Raw genomic sequence first — 17,872 nt, forward strand, 5'->3', positions numbered from 1 at the left:
TAGTGTACACTTTACACTAATTCAATAGTTTGAGTGGTAGGCGTAAATCTCTGAAAACTTGGCATTTGTCGTTTTTGAGTAACAGTAAGCAGTGGGGGTTAATGTAGTTTTTATACCAAGTCCATCGGTAAATATATTCGTTGATTCGCAATTGCCCTATTTAATTTTGGAATTAATTTGAGCAAAACCCGACTTTCATGAACCATTTGCCAAGTTTTTTGATTTCAATTGGTTATTTGTTTCGATAGCCACAAAAGAAATCAACTTCCCTGTGGTGTTCGATGATCTTCGTCACCCTTTGGCTTTTTCCACTTTGATCTTTATCATTTGAGTTGAAAGCAGGGACAGGCAGGGGCCCGCCACGCTCTCGGAGGGGCAACCATACAGCAAGCACTGAGACCATACTTTCGGATACAACAGTCCTGTCGGCGGGAATTAAACCGCGGGGTCAACCTTTAGCCGGTCAATCATTTTGTTCAGTTCGATAAAGCAGCGCCCGGTCAGCACGGCATCTTCCAGCGCATTGTGCTCCTCGGTTTCCCGCTCCAGGTTGAAATAAGCGGCAATAGCGGTGAGGCTTTGGCGCTCGGGTACGGCTTCTCCGGCGGCTTTGAAGATCGGGAACAAGGCGTGGGTCAGGGACTGCATATCCAGCATGTGGTAGCTGAAGGGCCAGCGGCGGTTGATGATGCCGTAGGCGGCGCGCAGAAAAGCGAAGTCATTCACAATGCCCAGGCCCGAAATCATGGTGTGCCGCAGCGCCCGGCTGTTATCGAAGGGGTCCGGCTTGAGCTTTCGCAGCCCCAGCATCCAGGCTTCAAATTCGGGCAGGACATCATCCAGCATGGGAGCATCCTTTAACTGTTCGAGGCTGATGCCATGGACTTCTTCGGAGGGTTTTGAGAACGCTTCCTCGTTTTCCGGGTATACGTAGGATTGATACCTGCCCAGTTCCAGCCAGTTATCGGTGTAAAGCACTGCACCGATTTCGATCACATCGTGATAGCTCGGGTCGTCGCCCGACATTTCGAGGTCAATTACCAAATATTCCATAATGAGGTTTGTCGGGCTAAAATAAGGGATTTTTACTGCTTTGAAAGCATACCTGAGGCGATTGGCTGAAAAATATTGAGAAGTAAATATGGCAGGCTGATTTGTAAACGCTAATTTTGCATGCATTCTGAAGCAGGGCCGCCTGAAAAGGTAAAACTGCTTTATTGATTCAAATTTAAATTGCAGATAATGGGACGCGCATTTGAATACCGTAAAGAGCGGAAAATGAAGCGCTGGGCCAATATGGCCAAGACTTTCACGCGTATCGGCCGGGAGATTGCTATTGCTGTTAAGGAGGGTGGGGCGGACCCTGAGTACAACCCCCGCCTGCGTCTGGCTATACAGAATGCCAAGACGGCTAATATGCCAAAGGCTAACGTCGAAAATGCCATCAAAAAGGCGACTTCAAAGGATGCGGAAAACTACGAAGAGCTGGTTTACGAAGGGTATGCCCCACACGGTGTAGCTCTTATGGTGGAAACGGCAACGGACAACCCAACCCGTACCGTAGCCAGTGTCCGCCACATCTTCTCCAAGTACGGGGGCAACCTAAGTACTTCCGGCTCGGTAGATTACATGTTCTCCCGCAAGGCCAACTTTAAAGTCAAAGCCGAAGGGCAGGACGGAGAAGAACTGGAGCTGGGCCTCATCGACTTTGGACTGGAAGAACTGAGGAAGGAAGACGATAAAATTGTCCTGGTCTGCGCTTTTGAAGATTACGGCAACCTCCAGAAAGGTATCGAAGAATTCGGGCTGGAAGTGACGGAGTCAGAACTCATACGCATTCCCAGTCATTATAAAGAGCTTACAGACAGCGAAGTAGAGGATGTCATTAAGCTAATCGAAATCATGGAAGACGATGACGATGTCAACGCGGTCTTCCACAACATGAAAGAAGACTAATGGATTTTTACAAAATCAACCGCACGGCACTTGTCGTGAAGCCCAAGCCAGCTCTGATCGAGTGGGCTAATGAAGTTTTTCCGGAACAGCCCCTGGATTATGCTGATATGGATCAGCACGATGAAGCGGATATTTTTCTGTTGCCAGATTTCGAGGATGTGGAGGATGTCCTTTCTCATCTTAAAGCCAATGTGGAGGACCTGCTCAGCGTCCTGCTGGAAGGCTGGAGCCTGGACGAGAACGATTGGCCGGAAACACTGGACTGGGCGCTGTTTGAGCGGTTCTACGACTACCACGTTGAAACGATGGTGACGGATACCATCGAGGAGGATTAAAAAACGGGCTGGTTTCAGCCTGCTGCATACTTCAGGAACATACAGGGCTCTTTACGGAGCTGGCAACTATTATTAGGGTTAATGACGGATCGAGCAAGGGTTTGGGCTAGCCGCAAGGGGCTAACTGTTTTATTTTGGTGTGTTTTCAGCAGCCTTGCCGCAGGGCAGGCGTCAGAGGGGCTGGATATCCGGTCAGCTGCAACGCCCATACGGCTGGACGGGGTGCTGGATGAAGCAGCCTGGGAAAATACCGGGGTGGCGACTGATTTTTACCAAAATTTTCCGTTCGATACCTCCTATGCTGAACTGGATACGGAAGTCCGCGTCACCTTCGATGAGACAGCCCTGTACATTGGTGCGGTCATTTATCAGTCACAGGAAGATTACATCGTCACCTCCCTGCGCCGGGACTTTGAACTTGGCCCTTCTGATGAATTCGCTGTCAATATTGATCCCTTTCAGGATAAAATCAATGGTTTCCATTTCGCTGTTACACCTTTGAATGTACGCCGGGAAGGCCTCATCGATAACGGCAACAGTATTTCCACCGACTGGGATAATAAATGGTACGCCGAGGTGTCCAATCATCCGGAGTACTGGGTGGTGGAAATGGCGATCCCTTTCAAAACGCTGCGTTACAAACGGTCTGAAGGGGACAATCAGTGGCGGATTAACTTCAGCCGCATATCTGTTAAGCAAAACGAGCGCTCCACCTGGAATCCGGTGCCCCGGCAGTTTGGGATCAACAACCTGGCCTTTACCTTGCCTATGCGCTGGGCCACTCCACCGCCGAGCCCGGGCTTAAACGTTTCGCTTATCCCGTACGCTATTGCGGGTGTAGAGCGGGATGAAGAATTTCGGTTGCCTGCAGAGCGTAACTTTAATGCTGGCGGGGATGCCAAGATTGCCATTACCCCTTCTCTGAACCTCGACCTGACCTTTAATCCTGATTTCAGTCAGGTGGAAGTAGACCAGCAGCTGACCAACCTGAGCCGTTTTGAGCTCTTCTTTCCGGAACGGCGGCAGTTTTTTCTCGAAAATGAGGACTTGTTTGGCAAGTTTGGCTTTCCCAGCAGCCGCCCTTTCTTCAGCCGCAGGATTGGCCTGGCTCAGGGCACGCTCCGGCGTACCACAACCGGTGGGGACGAGATCGAAGTGCAGCGCAGCTTCAACGTGCCGATTCTGGCGGGCGCCCGGCTCAGCGGTAAGCTGGACAACAACTGGCGGGTGGGCCTGCTAAATATGCAGACCGGCTCCGTCTCCGATGCTGACTTAGCGCCTGCCAACTATTCCGTTGGTGTGCTGCAGCGAAAGGTCTTTGACCGGTCCTTCGTCGGCGCCATTTTCACCAACAAAGTGAATTACCGGCCGGACGGTGCGGGCGGTTACGAAGTCGACCCTGATGCTTTCAACCGGGTGGCAGGACTGGAATACAACCTTTTTTCAAAGGATAATAAATGGGAAGCCGAAGCTTTCTACCACCGCTCTTTTACCAGTGATAATAATGTGGATGCGCAGGCTGCTGCTCTGTTCGTGGGCCATTACCTGCGCAACTGGCGGATCTTTTTCCCTACCCACTACATAGGGCGCAACCACGAAGCCGAGATGGGCTTTGTACCGCGCCGGGGCTTCCTGTCCACCTCTCCGGGCATCACCCATCTGATCTTTCCGAAAAAGAAGTGGTGGGCAGAGCGGGTCATTGCGTTTGGGCTCAGCGCAAGGACAGAGTTTATTTTCAACCAACCGGACTATCAACTGACGGACCGGGAGCTGAGCGCCGGGGCATTTGTGGAGTTTCCCGGGCAAAGTGAGCTTAGCCTGGACTATACAGAGAATTATACTTTCCTGTTCTTCCCATTCGACCCTACCAATACCGGGGGCGTAGAACTGCCGGAAGGGACAGATTATACCTATCCTACCCTTAATTTGAGCTACAGCTCGGATGTACGCAAGGACTTTTACTATGGCGTGGAAGGCAGCTACGGACGTTACTTCAACGGGGATTTCTCCCGCCTGCGATTTCAGCTGAACTACCGCTGGCAGCCATTGGGGATTCTGGCCCTGGATGCGACGTACACGGATATTCAGTTGCCCAGCCCCTACAACGATGCGGGCATATGGCTGGTCGGCCCCCGGGCGGAGCTTTCCTTTTCCAGAAGTGTTTTCTTCAGTGTCTTCCTGCAATACAACACCCAGGCCGACAACGTCAACATCAATACCCGTTTGCAGTGGCGCTTTAAGCCCGTATCGGATATCTTTCTGGTGTACACCGATAACTATTTTTCGGACCAGTTTCTGGCGAATCCACGTGGCAAAAACCGGGCTATTGTGCTCAAAGCCACCTACTGGCTCAATTTGTAGCCGATTTAGTTTCCAGTTTCCAGCCTTCCGGCCGGGTATGTTTCCAGCGGCGGTGGCTCCACAGCCAGTATTCAGGCTTTTGGCGGATTTCCTCTTCCAGCAGCCGGGTGTGGGCTTCTGAAATGGCACCGGCGGGCAGGCTGGCCGGATCCTCAGAAATGACTTTGAACCGGATTTCGTAATACCCCCGCTTTACCTTGTCAATGTAGCCAAAGACCACCGGGTAGTTGTACTTTCGGGCGTAGGCCTCCGTTCCGAAAAGCACCGCCGTATCCTGGTTTAGAAACTCGGTCCAGTACGCCCGGTTGGGGTTGGAGGGCGCCTGGTCGGTAGCAAACAAAATAATGCTTACCCCATGATCAGCCTCAAAGAACTCCCGGGTTTTGCGGATGGAAACCATGTCCATACCAAACCGGCTGCGGGAAACTGTGATTTTTTGGTTAAAGAACTGGTCTTTCAGCGGTTTGTAAAGGCCCACAACCCGGTGTTTGATATACATAGGCATAGCTGTGGCGGTCATCTCCCAGTTGTTGTAGTGGCCGGCACAAAGGATTACAGGCTGTTGTTTTTCAAAAAAGGGATCAAGGACTTCCGGGTTGGCAATGATGCCCCGTCGCTTGATTTCTGCCTCCGGGATACTAAAGCAGCGTACTGCTTCCACCACAAGGTCGCACAAATGCCGGTAGTACTCCCGGGCGGTCCGGTCAATTTCTTCTGCTGATTTTTCCGGGAAGGATCGTTCCAGGTTCCCCATGATTACTTTTTTGCGGAAGCCAAAAACCCGGAACAGCAGCCAGGAAAGGGCATCAGACAAACGGTGCATTACGGGCAAAGGCACGTACGAGAGGGGCTTGATCAGCAAGTAAAAAAGGACTACGTTCATATCATTCAGCGATTCGTTAATGCCGGCCGTGCGATGAGCAGGCTTTCAGTGGCGGCACAAAGGTAATATTAAACCATATACTGCGTTTTGCTTCAGGTTGCCTAACTTTGCGCCGAAAATTCAGAAAACCATACCATGAGCAGAAGCTACCTACTATCGCTTGCTTTGATTTTGCTGGGCTTTGCCGGAAAGGCACAGGAAGAAAACCTGGAGGTGATCCGGAGTACCGCCCTTCCATGGGGCAGCCCGGTCAGAAATATATTTGTCGATACCGATAATACCAAGTGGGTGGCCAACACTAAGGTCATCCAAAAAGTCAGTGGCGCCCGTTCTGCTGACCCTATCGTGCTTCAGCCCGGAGAGCTGGGCCTGTTCCAGTTTTCAGGCGGCAATGCCGACATCCGCTGGCAACAGCAGGAGCTGATTGATGCGATTGGGGATATCATAGACGAAGACAACTATATCACTTCCGCTTTTTACGATGAGGTCAATCAGGATATCTGGCTGGGTACCAGCCTGACCGGTGCTTACCGCCTGAAAAAAGAAAATGGCAAGCTGGTTTTCAAAGAGCAGTTGTCCATGGACAACACCAAGCTGAGGTCCAACTTCGTTCATGAAATTGCCAAGGACGGGCCAGGGCGCATATGGATCGCCACCAATGATGGCGCTTTGGTCGGCCGGGATGGCAAATGGGACCTGCTGGAGAAGGGGCTGATCATAGAGTCTGTGGCTGTGGCGAATGGGGAAGTCTGGCTGATGGGCGACGGGCTGGTTGGAAAAGTAGACCGTAAGGACCGTTGGGAGCTGGTCGATATCCCCACCGATGCAGTGGAAGGAAGCATCACCGATATTGCATTGGACGGAAAAGGAAGGCTCTGGATTGCTTCCCGCATTATTGCTTCTTACGACCCGGCCAGTGGGGAAACCAGCACTTTTGGAGGAGCGGAAGAATATACCAGTGAATTTGCCAATTACCTGGCCGTAGACCTGGACGGTGCAGTCTGGATTGGTACAGAAGACAAAGGCGTTTACGTTATTCAAAAAGGCTCCTCTCTGGTTGCCACCGTAGAGCTTGTCAGCCCGGTCACCTGCAATGGGAATGGCTCAGATGGTGCCCTGCGGGTAAAGGTAACCGGAGGTGCTCCACCTTATACCTTCAACTGGAGCGGCAATGCAACAGGTGATAGCCCGGACCGCCTGACGCCAGGTACTTACCGCCTGACCATCACAGATACCAAGGGCAACAGCCGCTTGACGGATATCAGTGTCCCGGACCGCAGGGTTACCCTTCGGGCAGAGGCCCGCAGTGAGGTCAGCAGTGCTGGTGCTGCCGACGGGCAGGCAGAAGCAAGAACCACGGGAGGTATGCCCCCGTATAAATATGCCTGGGACAATGGAGAGACAACACCCATCGCCATGCAGTTGTCAGAAGGTGCACATACGGTGACCGTGACGGACCGGCAGGGCTGTGAAGTGTCAGCGGTGGTCAATATTTCGCGTACCCTTGAGGAATTGGCCGTTCAAATTGAGCAGGTTAAGCCCATCAAATGCCAGGGGAATAAAAGTGCTGTGCTGAAAGTAAATGCAGCAGGCGGCGCCAAGCCTTATACGTACAAGTGGAGTGCAGCCGATGCGCCCACGCCTCAGCTGACCGGACTGCTTGCCGGCGATTATGGCGTTACGGTTACGGATGCGAATGGTACGGTTGCCTCAGCAACTTATACGGTGGAGGAGCCCTCCGCTTTTCAGGTACAAGCTCAGGTCACGCAGCCGGCTTCCGCTAATGGCAGTGATGGCGCCGCAGAGGTGGAAGCGTCCGGAGGCGTACCCCCTTATCAGTTTACGTGGAGCAGTGGTGGTAATGCTGCAGCGGTGACAGGTTTGCCTGCGGGTAAACATACCGTTACCGTAACGGATGCCAACGGATGTGCAACTACCGCCGAGGTAACCGTGGGCGAAGATATTCTGCCCTTATCGCTAGCCATTAGCCAGGACGCTACTATTGATTGCCAGGGTGCCGCAGCCGGCGCGCTTTCTGCTAAAGTTACAGGCGGCAAAAGCCCCTTCACTTACGCCTGGAGTAATGGTGGGGCAGGAGAAAACGCCAATGGACTGACTGCCGGAGCCTATACCCTGACCGTTACTGATGCAACAGGAACTGCCGCTGAGGCCTCTTTTACCATCGAAGAGCCAGCCGCTTTAAAAGCCCGAGCAGTTCAGGTGACACCTGCGAATACCGGCGCTTCCGATGGGGCTGCAAAAGCAGAGGTGAGCGGAGGTGTTATGCCCTATGCTTATTTGTGGACCAACGGTGCCGGCACAGCCGAAATTGAGCGCCTGTCCTCTGGTGCCTACACCGTCACAGTAACTGATGACAACGGCTGTAAGGCAACAGCCAAAGTGGAAGTGACGGAAGATATTGCCCCTCTTCAGGTACAGCTGGAGATGAGCCAGCCCGTAAGCTGTTCAGAAGGCGCGGATGGGCAACTGACGGCAGTAGTGGACGGCGGCAAAGGCCCCTTCGCTTACGCCTGGTCGAATGGCAGCACATCCGAAAAGCAATTGAAAGCCCTCCCGGCGGGCACCTACAGCCTGACGGTGACTGATGTGGTAGGCAATACCTCAAATGCCACCGTCGAAGTGACGGCACCGCCCAAGCTTAAAGTCGGGGTGGAAGTCACAGGGGAGGCCAGCCCAGGGCAGGCAGACGGGCGTGCGGTGGTTAGCGCTACCGGCGGAAATGAGGGCTACCAATACCTTTGGAGCAGCGGCGAAACCACTGCCGAAGCTACGAAGTTGCCAGCCGGTATGCAGACTGTGACGGTTACAGATGCCAAAGGGTGTACGTCCTCCATTTCAGTAGAAATGGTAGAGGATATTTTACCGCTTCAGGTTTCTTTATCCATGGCTCAGCCTGTTACCTGCGCCGGAGCAACCGATGGTGCCCTCACTGCCTCAGTCAAAGGCGGTAAAGGGCCCTTTGCCTACGCCTGGAGCGGTGGGCAGCGCAAGGAGAATATTGACGGCCTTCAGGCAGGCAACTACTCCCTTACCGTCACGGATTCAAAAGGTACAAGTGCTCAGGCTACTTTTGCCCTCACCGAGCCCAATCCGGTACAGGCTACAGCTACTGCCATTCAGCCTGCCAGTACCAATAATGCAGATGGTATGGCACGGGCCAGTGCCACTGGTGGTACGCCTCCTTATGCTTATGCATGGAGTACAGGTTCCACCACAGAAGTAGCAGAATCCCTTTCCCCTGCTGATCATAAAGTGACCATTACGGATGCTAACGGGTGTACTGCTACCGCTACGGTAGGCATAAATGAAAACATACTTCCCCTGCAGGTATCTCTGAGGGAAGCTGGCACTGTCAATTGCAATGGTGCAGCAACCGGGGCGATTGCCAGCGAGGTGACTGGAGGCAAATCTCCATTCAATTATGCATGGAGCGGCGGTCAGGACGGGCCGGAAGCAAGCCAACTCATCGCCGGGGATTATTCCCTTACCGTAACTGATGCAGCCGGCACTACCGCCACTGCCACTCTTTCGATTGCCGAACCGGCAGCATTATCAGTGGAAGTAGTAACCATTCAGCCAGCCAGTACGAATGCCGCAGATGGAAAAGCGAAGGCTTCCGCCAAGGGAGGTACTCCACCTTACGCCTATGACTGGAGTACTGAAATTTATGCCGATCTGGCGGACAATCTATCACCGGGCACCCATACTGTAACCGTCACGGATGCCAAAGGCTGTACCGCAGCAGTAAGTGTGGAGATTACAGAGAACATTCTGCCCCTGGCCTTAAACCTGGAAGTCTCTGCACCCATCAGCTGCAAGGGTGGGGTAGGCGCTCTGAATGCCGCCATCACCGGTGGTAAGCCACCGTTTGCCTACGCCTGGAGCAATGGTGCCACTGAACCGCAGGCGGCTGGTCTGGCTGCTGGGGCTTACCAGCTCACACTCACCGATGCGGCAGGCACAACGGTAGAGGCCGAAACAACTCTGACAGAGCCGGCAGCGCTTTCCGCGAAAGCTGCAGCGGTGCAGCCAGCCAGCACGAACAATAGCGATGGCGTTGCCAAAGTAACTGCAACCGGAGGGACTGCCCCTTACACCTACGCCTGGAGCACAGGAAGTACGGAGGAGCAGGCAGCCGGCCTGCCACCGGCTACCCATCAGGTAACCGTTACGGATGCCAGGGGCTGTACGGCTGAGGCGACGGTTGCGATATCCGAGAATATCCTCCCGCTGGAAGTGGAATTGTCCGCTATCCAACCCATTTCCTGTAGCAGTGCTTCGGATGGTGCCGTACAAGCGGCTGTCAGCGGAGGCAAACCACCTTACACCATCACCTGGAGTGATGAAAGCACCGCGGGGGAAAACCGTACGGGACTAAGCGCGGGTACCTATGAATTGACCGTGACCGACGAGGCGGGGAACGAAAAAACAGCCGCTGTTTCTCTGTCCGCACCAGAGCCTCTCACTGCTGAACTGGGACGGGTGGAACCCGCATTCAGCGATACCAGTGAAGATGGGAAGGCAGAAGCAAGTGGGAACGGAGGCACACCGCCTTACAAAATTAGCTGGGACAATGGGGCTGCCGGCCCTAAAGTGGAAAATCTTGGCCTTGGGCAGCATAGCGTGACCGTTACAGATGCCAACGGCTGCATAGCGAGTGCTGACTTTGAAATCACGGAAAGAGTACTGAAGGAACTGACCAGCGCCGTGAGCAGTGGCCAGACGATTCAGATGCAAAAGCTGCAGTTCGAAGCGGACAGCTCCAGGATTCAGGAATCGGTGAAGCCCTTGCTGAACGAGATTTACATTTTCCTCAAAGACAACCCTTCCATCGTCGTGGAAATCGGCGGGCATACGAACAACCTGCCTCCGGACGAGTACTGCGATCAGTTGTCTACTGCCCGTGCCCGCGCTGTAGCCGAGTATATGGTAGCTAAAGGGATCCCTTCAGACCGGGTGTTCTACAAAGGTTATGGCAAGCGAAAACCGCTTTTCTCTAACCGAACAGAAGACGGCCGAAGGCGGAACCAACGAGTGGAAATTAAGATATTAAGATTATAGAGCATGGGGCGGCATCCGGTAAAGGTGCCGCCTCTTCTATTTATGGATTTGGGAATGGCCTTATCCATTGCCCAGCTCCACCGCCCGGTCGAGGGCTGCCTGTGCACCTGCAATAATGTCATCACGGACCAGGTTCTTATCATAGGACGCCAGGGCTGCCTCTGTGGTGCCCCCCCTGGAACAGACCTTCTCAATCCACTCTTCGCAGGTGAAATCTGTCTTATTGAAAAGTTCTATGGCTCCCCGGAAAGTCTGGCTGACTAATAGCTCCGCTTCTGAGTAAGAAAATCCCATATTACGGGCCGCGTCCATCATGGACTTCATGAAAAACCAGACGTAAGCCGGGCCGCTTCCGGAGATCGCAGTAGCCGCGTCAATGGCTTCCTCCTTTTCTACGTATACGGTTTTGCCCGTGGTGTTCAGGAGGTTCTGGACCATGACGAGCTCTATCCGGGTGACTGCATCAGAAGACGTAAAGGCGGTCATGCCCATGCCGATTTGGGCAGGCAGGTTGGGCATGGCCCGGATGACCTTCTCCGCGCCCAGGCTGGCGGAAATGGTAGAAAGCTTCACTCCGGCCATAATAGAAAGGAAGACCTGTTGTGGGTCAATAAGAGGTTTGATATGCTCAAACAGCACAGATGAGTCCTGTGGCTTAACCGCAAAAATGACGAGGTCAGACTGCTGGATACAATCCTCAGCCCGGCCATAGACCGTACCGATGTCCCTTTTGGCCAGCTCTGCCGCTTTTTGAGGCGATTTTTCCAGAATCATCATATCCTCTTTGCTGGCAATATGAGATCTCAGAAAGCTCTGGGCATAAGTCAGGCCCATATTGCCTCCGCCAATGATCAGTATTTTCATAAAGTTGAATTTTTCAAAGGTGCTCGGGATAAGGCGTAAAGCTACAATTTAGCAGGAATAAGCAGAAATTTTCATTTTGATGTTGCAACTTTGATTTAGAGCGCCTATATTTGTGCTGATCAAAGTTTAAACATTAACAAGGGTAGCGTTGTTACCCTTTCCATAAAAAACAATCAAACCAAACCATTATGAAAAAGGCAAGTATTTTCTCTGTTATGCTGGCAGCTGTAGCGATGATCGGCATGAGCTTTACTAATCCTGTTGAAGGCGAAAAAGAACGCCGCACGGTAAGCGTTGCGGAAAGCAACATCGTATGGAACGGCTACAAAGTGACTGGCTCCCACACCGGCAACATTCAGCTGAAGTCTGGCGAGTTGGAATTCGACGGCGATATGCTAACTGGTGGCAGTTTCGTGATCGATATGACCTCCATGACGAATACCGATTTGGAAGGAGAGTGGAACGAAAAATTAATGGGGCACCTTAAGTCTGATGACTTTTTCAGTGTGGACAAGTTCCCAACTGCTTCATTCAACATTACTCAGGTGGTATCTCGTGGTAAGCCAGGCGAGTACAAAATTGTTGGTGATCTGACCATTAAAGATATTACCAAGGAAATTAAGTTCCAGGCCAACCTGGAAGATATGGGCGACAAGGCGAAAGCAGTTGCTGAAGTTGTAGTTGACCGCTCTGAATTCAATGTTCGTTATGGTTCAGGCAGCTTCTTTGACAACCTGGGAGATAAGACGATTTACGATGAGTTTGACCTGCAGGTAAACCTTGTTGTGAATAAGTAATCGGATCAGAAATGATCGTCAATTAGAAAGGGGAGTAGCGAGAGCTGCTTCCCTTTCTTCGGTTATGCGGCAGGTGAAGAGGAAGGTAGCGCCTTTCCCCTCCTCTGAGGACAGCCCGATATGGCCATTTTCCTCTTCAATGATTTTCTTGCAGATCGCAAGGCCAATACCGGTACCTGGGTATTCAAGGCTGGTATGCAGGCGCTGGAATATCTTAAAGATTTTTTCCTGATACTGTGGATGGATGCCTATACCATTATCCTCAACGTAGATACAAAGGTTTCCATCTTTTTTAATGTTTCCTATGCGAATAAGCAGCTTGCGATCCGGATGCCGGAATTTTGAGGCGTTAGATAGCAGATGATAGAATAGCAACTGCCCGTTGCGGGTGTTGATCCAGATTTTGTGGTTTGGAATCAGCAGGCTTACGTGGTTTTCTTTTTGCAGGTCCGGGATTTGCCCAATGGCATGTTCAACCAGGTCTTTCAGGGTATTCCAACTTCGCTGCCCGGAGTATGCGGTAATTTGGGAGTAGGCCTGCAAGTCATCGATAAGCCGCTCCAGTTGCTGCGTCCCCTTCACTGCAAAGTCAATAAACTCCAGCTCTTCCTGGTTCAGCTTGTCATAGGCACGGCGGCGCAGCAGCTGCACGAAGCTTGAAATATTGCGCAGAGGCGACTTCAGGTCGTGGGCGGCTACATAAGCAAACTGGTTGAGCTCCTGATTGGACCGCCTAAGCTTGGCGTTTGAAGCTTCCAGTGCCTGGTTTTGCTCCTTCAGGGCTTTGGTCTTTTCTTTTACCAGCTGATTGAGTTCCCGGTTTTTAGCCTTTCGGTTGAAACTTTGGAGAACAAGCAGCATCACTGCCAAAGCACCTATGAAAAGCAGCCAGTAAAAGGTTAGCGACTGAGTAAAAGGACGGTTGATCTTGAAGTGGAAAGGGGTGGAAAGGTAGCTGACCTGACCTTTGTCAGTAAGGGCCCTGAGCTCAAAAGTATAGCTTCCGGGCTGCAAACCTGCATACCTCGCCTCTGGGGTTTTCGTAGAAGCCCATTCCTCGTTCAGCCCCTTTAGACGGTACTGAAAGGTGATGGTTTGGCGGTCCTGGAAATTCAGAGATGCGAACCTGAATTGGATATTGTTTTCATTCGGGGCTAGACTGGCCACAGCAGCCTTAATTACCATAGTGTCATTTACTGCCGGCGGGTAAAGCACCAATTTAGGAGATTGTGAAGCATTGATGATTTCGCTGGGCTTAAAGTACATTACGCCCTCATTAGTCGCAATGAATACCTGTCCCTGCCATAGTGCAATATCATTGATGCTGTTGGACAATAATCCGTCGGACGTACTGTAAGTCACGAGTTGGGCGCGGGGCCCATCAAAAGAGGGTGCAATCCAATTGGTAAGCCCTTTATTCGTTCCAATCCAAAGGCTTCCGTGCGGGTCCTGGTAGAGGACATTAATGAAGTCACTGGCCAGCAGGCTATCTTGATTGAGTATCCGGTATTCGTTGTTTTTGATCAGGACCAGCCCGTCTCCTCTGGTGCTGGCACAAACCGTACTGTCTGCCAGGATTTCGAAGTCTGTGATCTGACTGGAAAAAACAGGGTGGCGGTTTTTCCAGAAAATAGTATCTGTTGGAGTGATTTGCATTAAGCCATTGGTAATGGTATGGGCCCAGATTGTCCCGCCATGGTCTACTGTGCTGGCGTAGGACCGGCCGGGGAAAACCGACTCGATTTTTACAGCTTTTTTATTGAACATCTCCCACGGAGCAGTCATTTGGTCTATTTGGGCAAGGTCAGCTGCCGCTATCTTCCTTATGCCTTTATGACTGGAAATAATGAGGTCTCCATTGAGGCCAATATCCAGGTTTTTGATGGCCTCCTGAAGTAGGAGCTGCTCCCTGTTTTGGCCGTAGTAAATCAAGCCGATATCGGTAGCCAGAAAGTAATGGCCTGGAAGGGGCATGACAATTTTTAGAACCCGGTTGGTGATATGAAAGCCAGGTTGGTCCTCCAGGGTTTTCCTGCCCGTTACTGCTACCTTGCCGGAGCTGTCGGATGTGAAGAATTCAAGGATGTTACTACGGTTGCCGGCAACCAGGTACTGATCGGTAGCTAATATACTGTTGATCGTATTTTCTGTAAGGCCATTTGCTTTGCGCACCACCTGAATTGCACTGGCTTGCCGGGGCAAAAAGTAGAGCCCGTTTCCGAGCGTAGCGATCCAGGCATTGCCTTCTTTGTCCAATAGAACACTGGAAGGTTGCAGGCCTTTTAAAAGTGTTTGCTGGTAAACCGCCGCAGTATCGCCCTGAATGGCATACACTTCAATACCATTTCTCGGCTGTATTATCCATAGGTTGTTGTCTTTCAGCCGGATGTGGCTGTTGAGGTCCCGCCCCTGAATTATCTCCTTCGCCGTTTCGGTCTCCGTATTGATGACCAATACATTGCCGTTAAAGTGGCAATAAAGCAGAGGGCCTCTTGAGGCATAGTAGAAGTAAAACACATCATCACTTGGGTCGCCAACTTCGAAGCAGGTGTTGACTTGATTACCGGCTATTTGGAGCAGCTCTGTTCTGTACCCTTTCTTTTTTCTAACCATCCAGGGTTGATCCTGATGTTCGAAGACCCAATAATAGGTGCTATCTTCCCGGAGGAGTTCCGGGGCCACAGGCATAGTGTCCAGGGCATCGTTGAGCCTGAAAAGGTCATTTGAACGGCTGATCCAAAGCGCACTTTCCGTTTTTACAAACTGATGGTCAATGTAGGAGGAAAAGGTAGAGGAAGAAATAGGGGCAATTTGGACCTTAAAGTCAGGGGTGAGGTAGGAGAGGTGGCCAAGGGTGTTTACCCAAAGCCGGTGGTCCACATAGTCAGTGCCAATTACGTCATTACTCGGCAGTCCGTCCTTTGTGGTCAGCGTGTGAAATTCAACCCCATCAAAGTAGGAGAGGCCAACATCGGTGGAAACCCAGATGAATCCGGAACTGTCTTGCTCAACGCCATAGATTACTTTAGAAGGCAGCCCGTCCTCAATATCAAAATGCACAAGTTGCTCTTCACTGATCTGGCTATGAAGAAGGCAGCAATTCGAAAAAAGCGCAAAAAAAAGAACACACCTGAGCAGGCAATCACCTTTTTTTAGCTTAGACATGATTCGTTCCTGTCAATGACTCTGAAATTCAGGGTCAAAAGCTACTAAAAAAAATGTTAACTGGCCCTTCAGAAGCTGCCAAATAGTGACAGGGCAATGGTTGGGTTTAAGATTGTTTTTTGATTGCCAGTTGCTGGAAAGCCCGTTACAGGGGCGCTGTAGTTAAGGGTAGTGAAAAAATTGTCACTTAAATTATACCGTAAACCAGCTGTCCATCCTGTACTCCAGCGGCTTAACCCTGTTACGGATTGAGATCGGTTGGTAATATTGAAAGCAGGAAGGCTGGCCTCGCTCCCGTCCGTTCCGCCGCTATTGTCCGGTGCCCCTGTGCCAGCCCACAGATTAACCTTTTGTGCGCTGGTGAGGTAGGCCATGAAGAAGCCACCTTCCAACCCCAGCCCAGGAGTGATTTGATAGCCGGCACGTAGGGCTGTGTTAGCGAAGTGTGCAACTTCCACCTTTGTAGCCATGCTGACCACAGCCGGGTTGTTGGAGAAGCGACTGTTGGAAAGCGCAAACTGCCGTTGATCCAGTTGCTGATTCATCCCTAAGCGGAGGTAGCTCATGCTAAAGCGGCTGTACCATCTTGATTGGTTAGGCTCCCAGGCAAGAAAAACCCCTGCTTCATACCCTGTGCTGCCTTGTTCTGGCACGAAGAGCCCGCTTATGAAAAGCCCGGGCTGCCAGGGGGAAGTTGTAGCCAAAGTGGTTTTTGGCTGTTCGGGCAGCGACGGAAAGCTTTGTTTTTCCAATGGTTCAGGGCTGAGTGCTGCAAGAGCGTTCAGCGGGGGAATAGCAGTAAGTGCAGGGGAGAGCGCAAGTGGCCTTTCCTGCTCTATGGATGTCGTTGCACTTGCTGTCTGTCTATACTGAACCTTCGCATTAGGCTCAGACTGTTTTACGGGGCGGGGAATTGGGGAAGTGTTCAAAGCCGCATTAGGGTAATGAGCTGCTCCTGCTATTGGGGGAGTATTGCCTGCAATCGGCGAGGAGTCACCCTGACCAGTAGCGTTTGCTTCCTGCTCCAACGGTGAGTGTTCCGGGTTTTGGCTGGCCCTTGCCCATTCGGAAGGGACCGGCAACTGCCCGATGACTGTGTGGCGACCGGCAAAATCATTGAGCAGCCAACCTGTGCCTATGCCAATAGCCAGCAGTGCAGCACTCCACCATACCCATACAAACGGGCGGCGCTGTTGAACGGGCATTTCCTGGTCCAGCATTTGCCGCATGCCTGACCAGCCCTCTTCCACCCAGTCCGGGTCAATATCTGGTGTAAAATTATCCTGCATGGTTGTAATGCGTTCTGATTAATTGTTTCAGTTTTTGCCTGGCATTGGAAAGGTGCCATTTTGAAGTGCCGGTGCTGATGCCCAGCTGCTTCCCTATTTCCACATGCGTATAGCCTTCAATAGCGTAGAGGTAAAAAACTTCTCTCGTGGCATCCGGTAAATAAGACACCAGCTTAAGAATATCCTCCAGGTATAACTGGCTTAGCGCATTATCAGGTGCAGGCCCATCCCGGTCTTCCAGATCGAGAAAATGAATCTGATTGTTGTGCTTTTTGAAGTGATCTGACAGGCTGTGGAACACCAGCCTCCGGATCCAGCCTTCCAGCGACCCGTTAAAGGAGTACTTTTCCAGCTTTTTAAAAACCCTGAGAAACCCCGCATTCAGGATTTCCAGCGCAGCGGTTTTATCCTGAGTATATCGCAGGCACATCCGCATCATACTCTTGAAGTACTTGCGGTAGAGCATCTCCTGAGCAAGACGCCTGTTCTTCAGGCAGCCTTCCACCAGCTCTTCGTCAGTATATGCGGATGCGTCCTTTGCCATACTAAAATTTAACTCCAATTTGAAGTTGTATACGCCGGAACTTCCATTCCTGCGTAGTCTGCCGGTCTCCCCACCACCAGCCAAAATGGTCAAATGTTGACTGAGCCGACTGAAACTGATAGCCCAGACTCAACAACAGTCCAAGTTCCTGCCGAATGGGTACTTCCAGGCCTATCGCCCCGTGAGCATTAAAGCCTCCTGTTGCATCAACCAGCAAAGTCTCCTCATCCCTCCGGTTAAGCGCTGCTCCATAACCTGCGGCAAACTGCAAATAGGGCTGCACACCAGTTTGAGAAGGGTCATAAAGCTTGCAAACAGCCCAAAAGGGGAAGTAGCTGTAGCCACTGTTGAACTGATAGCTTTGTGCCCCAACTCCTCCACCTATCCCAAGATAACGTTTTATCCGGTAGGTGCCAATGTATTGCAGGGAGGCACCGGCTTGTATTTCTGAATCTGAAGACCCGATCAGGCTGCCGTAGTGCACTTCATGCGCCCACCCGGGCTCGAATATGCTTTCAGTATCCTGCTGTGCCTCAACTGTGCCCGGCAGTAGCAGCACCAAGACTGTAAATACGGCAAAAGCCCATGCTTTCATA

The 17,872-nt window shown here is 51.7% G+C and carries 12 protein-coding genes; 5 read left to right on the forward strand and 7 right to left on the reverse strand.

Annotated features, from left to right (window positions below; translation table 11 throughout):
• Positions 1 to 435: 435 nt before the first annotated feature.
• Entirely contained in the window at positions 436 to 1,053 is a 618-nt protein-coding gene (locus ACO08I_RS29280) for a PolC-type DNA polymerase III (RefSeq protein ID WP_282783048.1), read from the reverse strand.
• Positions 1,054 to 1,242: 189 nt separating this feature from the next.
• On the opposite strand from ACO08I_RS29280, the gene ACO08I_RS29285 reads away from it, so the two are divergent.
• The 3 genes from ACO08I_RS29285 to ACO08I_RS29295 all read left to right on the forward strand — a co-directional run bounded on the left by ACO08I_RS29285 (position 1,243) and on the right by ACO08I_RS29295 (position 4,652).
• On the forward strand, positions 1,243 to 1,956 hold the full coding sequence (locus ACO08I_RS29285) for a YebC/PmpR family DNA-binding transcriptional regulator (RefSeq protein WP_421947969.1): 714 nt from the start codon (positions 1,243 to 1,245) through the stop codon (positions 1,954 to 1,956).
• Entirely contained in the window at positions 1,956 to 2,291 is a 336-nt protein-coding gene (locus ACO08I_RS29290) for a hypothetical protein (protein WP_044225066.1), read from the forward strand. Before ACO08I_RS29285 ends, ACO08I_RS29290 begins: the two co-directional genes overlap by 1 nt.
• 81 nt (positions 2,292 to 2,372) lie before the next feature.
• Positions 2,373 to 4,652 carry a DUF5916 domain-containing protein gene (locus ACO08I_RS29295; RefSeq protein WP_421947970.1) on the forward strand — a complete coding sequence of 760 codons (2,280 nt, stop codon included), beginning with the start codon at positions 2,373 to 2,375 and terminating at the stop codon, positions 4,650 to 4,652.
• Here the strand turns inward: ACO08I_RS29295 and ACO08I_RS29300 are convergent.
• Entirely contained in the window at positions 4,642 to 5,535 is an 894-nt protein-coding gene (locus ACO08I_RS29300) for a lysophospholipid acyltransferase family protein (RefSeq protein ID WP_421947971.1), read from the reverse strand. The genes ACO08I_RS29295 and ACO08I_RS29300 overlap by 11 nt on opposite strands.
• 135 nt (positions 5,536 to 5,670) lie before the next feature.
• Between ACO08I_RS29300 and ACO08I_RS29305 the strand changes: the two genes are divergently transcribed.
• Positions 5,671 to 10,617 carry an OmpA family protein gene (locus ACO08I_RS29305; protein WP_421947972.1) on the forward strand — a complete coding sequence of 1,649 codons (4,947 nt, stop codon included), beginning with the start codon at positions 5,671 to 5,673 and terminating at the stop codon, positions 10,615 to 10,617.
• 60 nt (positions 10,618 to 10,677) lie between these two features.
• Here ACO08I_RS29305 and proC read toward each other — a convergent pair whose 3' ends face one another.
• Positions 10,678 to 11,511, reverse strand: coding sequence for a pyrroline-5-carboxylate reductase (gene proC / locus ACO08I_RS29310; protein WP_282783064.1), 834 nt, complete (start codon positions 11,509 to 11,511; stop codon positions 10,678 to 10,680).
• A gap of 158 nt (positions 11,512 to 11,669) precedes the next feature.
• Here proC and ACO08I_RS29315 point away from each other — a divergent pair, with 158 nt between their 5' ends.
• On the forward strand, positions 11,670 to 12,278 hold the full coding sequence (locus ACO08I_RS29315) for a YceI family protein (RefSeq protein WP_421947973.1): 609 nt from the start codon (positions 11,670 to 11,672) through the stop codon (positions 12,276 to 12,278).
• A gap of 18 nt (positions 12,279 to 12,296) precedes the next feature.
• Here the strand turns inward: ACO08I_RS29315 and ACO08I_RS29320 are convergent, their stop codons facing one another.
• From ACO08I_RS29320 to ACO08I_RS29335, 4 genes are all read right to left on the reverse strand, one after another.
• Positions 12,297 to 15,338, reverse strand: coding sequence for an ATP-binding protein (locus tag ACO08I_RS29320; protein ID WP_421947974.1), 3,042 nt, complete (start codon positions 15,336 to 15,338; stop codon positions 12,297 to 12,299).
• Positions 15,339 to 15,511: 173 nt separating this feature from the next.
• A complete protein-coding gene (locus tag ACO08I_RS29325) occupies positions 15,512 to 16,732 on the reverse strand; it encodes a hypothetical protein (protein WP_421947975.1) in 1,221 nt (406 codons plus the stop codon).
• Positions 16,722 to 17,276 (reverse strand): RNA polymerase sigma factor, encoded by a 555-nt coding sequence (locus ACO08I_RS29330; RefSeq protein WP_421947976.1) that lies wholly within the window; start codon positions 17,274 to 17,276, stop codon positions 16,722 to 16,724. Before ACO08I_RS29330 ends, ACO08I_RS29325 begins: the two co-directional genes overlap by 11 nt.
• A gap of 1 nt (position 17,277) precedes the next feature.
• Positions 17,278 to 17,871, reverse strand: coding sequence for a hypothetical protein (locus ACO08I_RS29335; protein WP_282783030.1), 594 nt, complete (start codon positions 17,869 to 17,871; stop codon positions 17,278 to 17,280).
• Position 17,872 lies beyond the last annotated feature (1 nt).

Origin of the sequence: Phaeodactylibacter xiamenensis, assembly GCF_965229835.1 — a bacterium.
GTDB classification, from domain to species: Bacteria; Bacteroidota; Bacteroidia; order Chitinophagales; family Saprospiraceae; genus Phaeodactylibacter; species Phaeodactylibacter xiamenensis.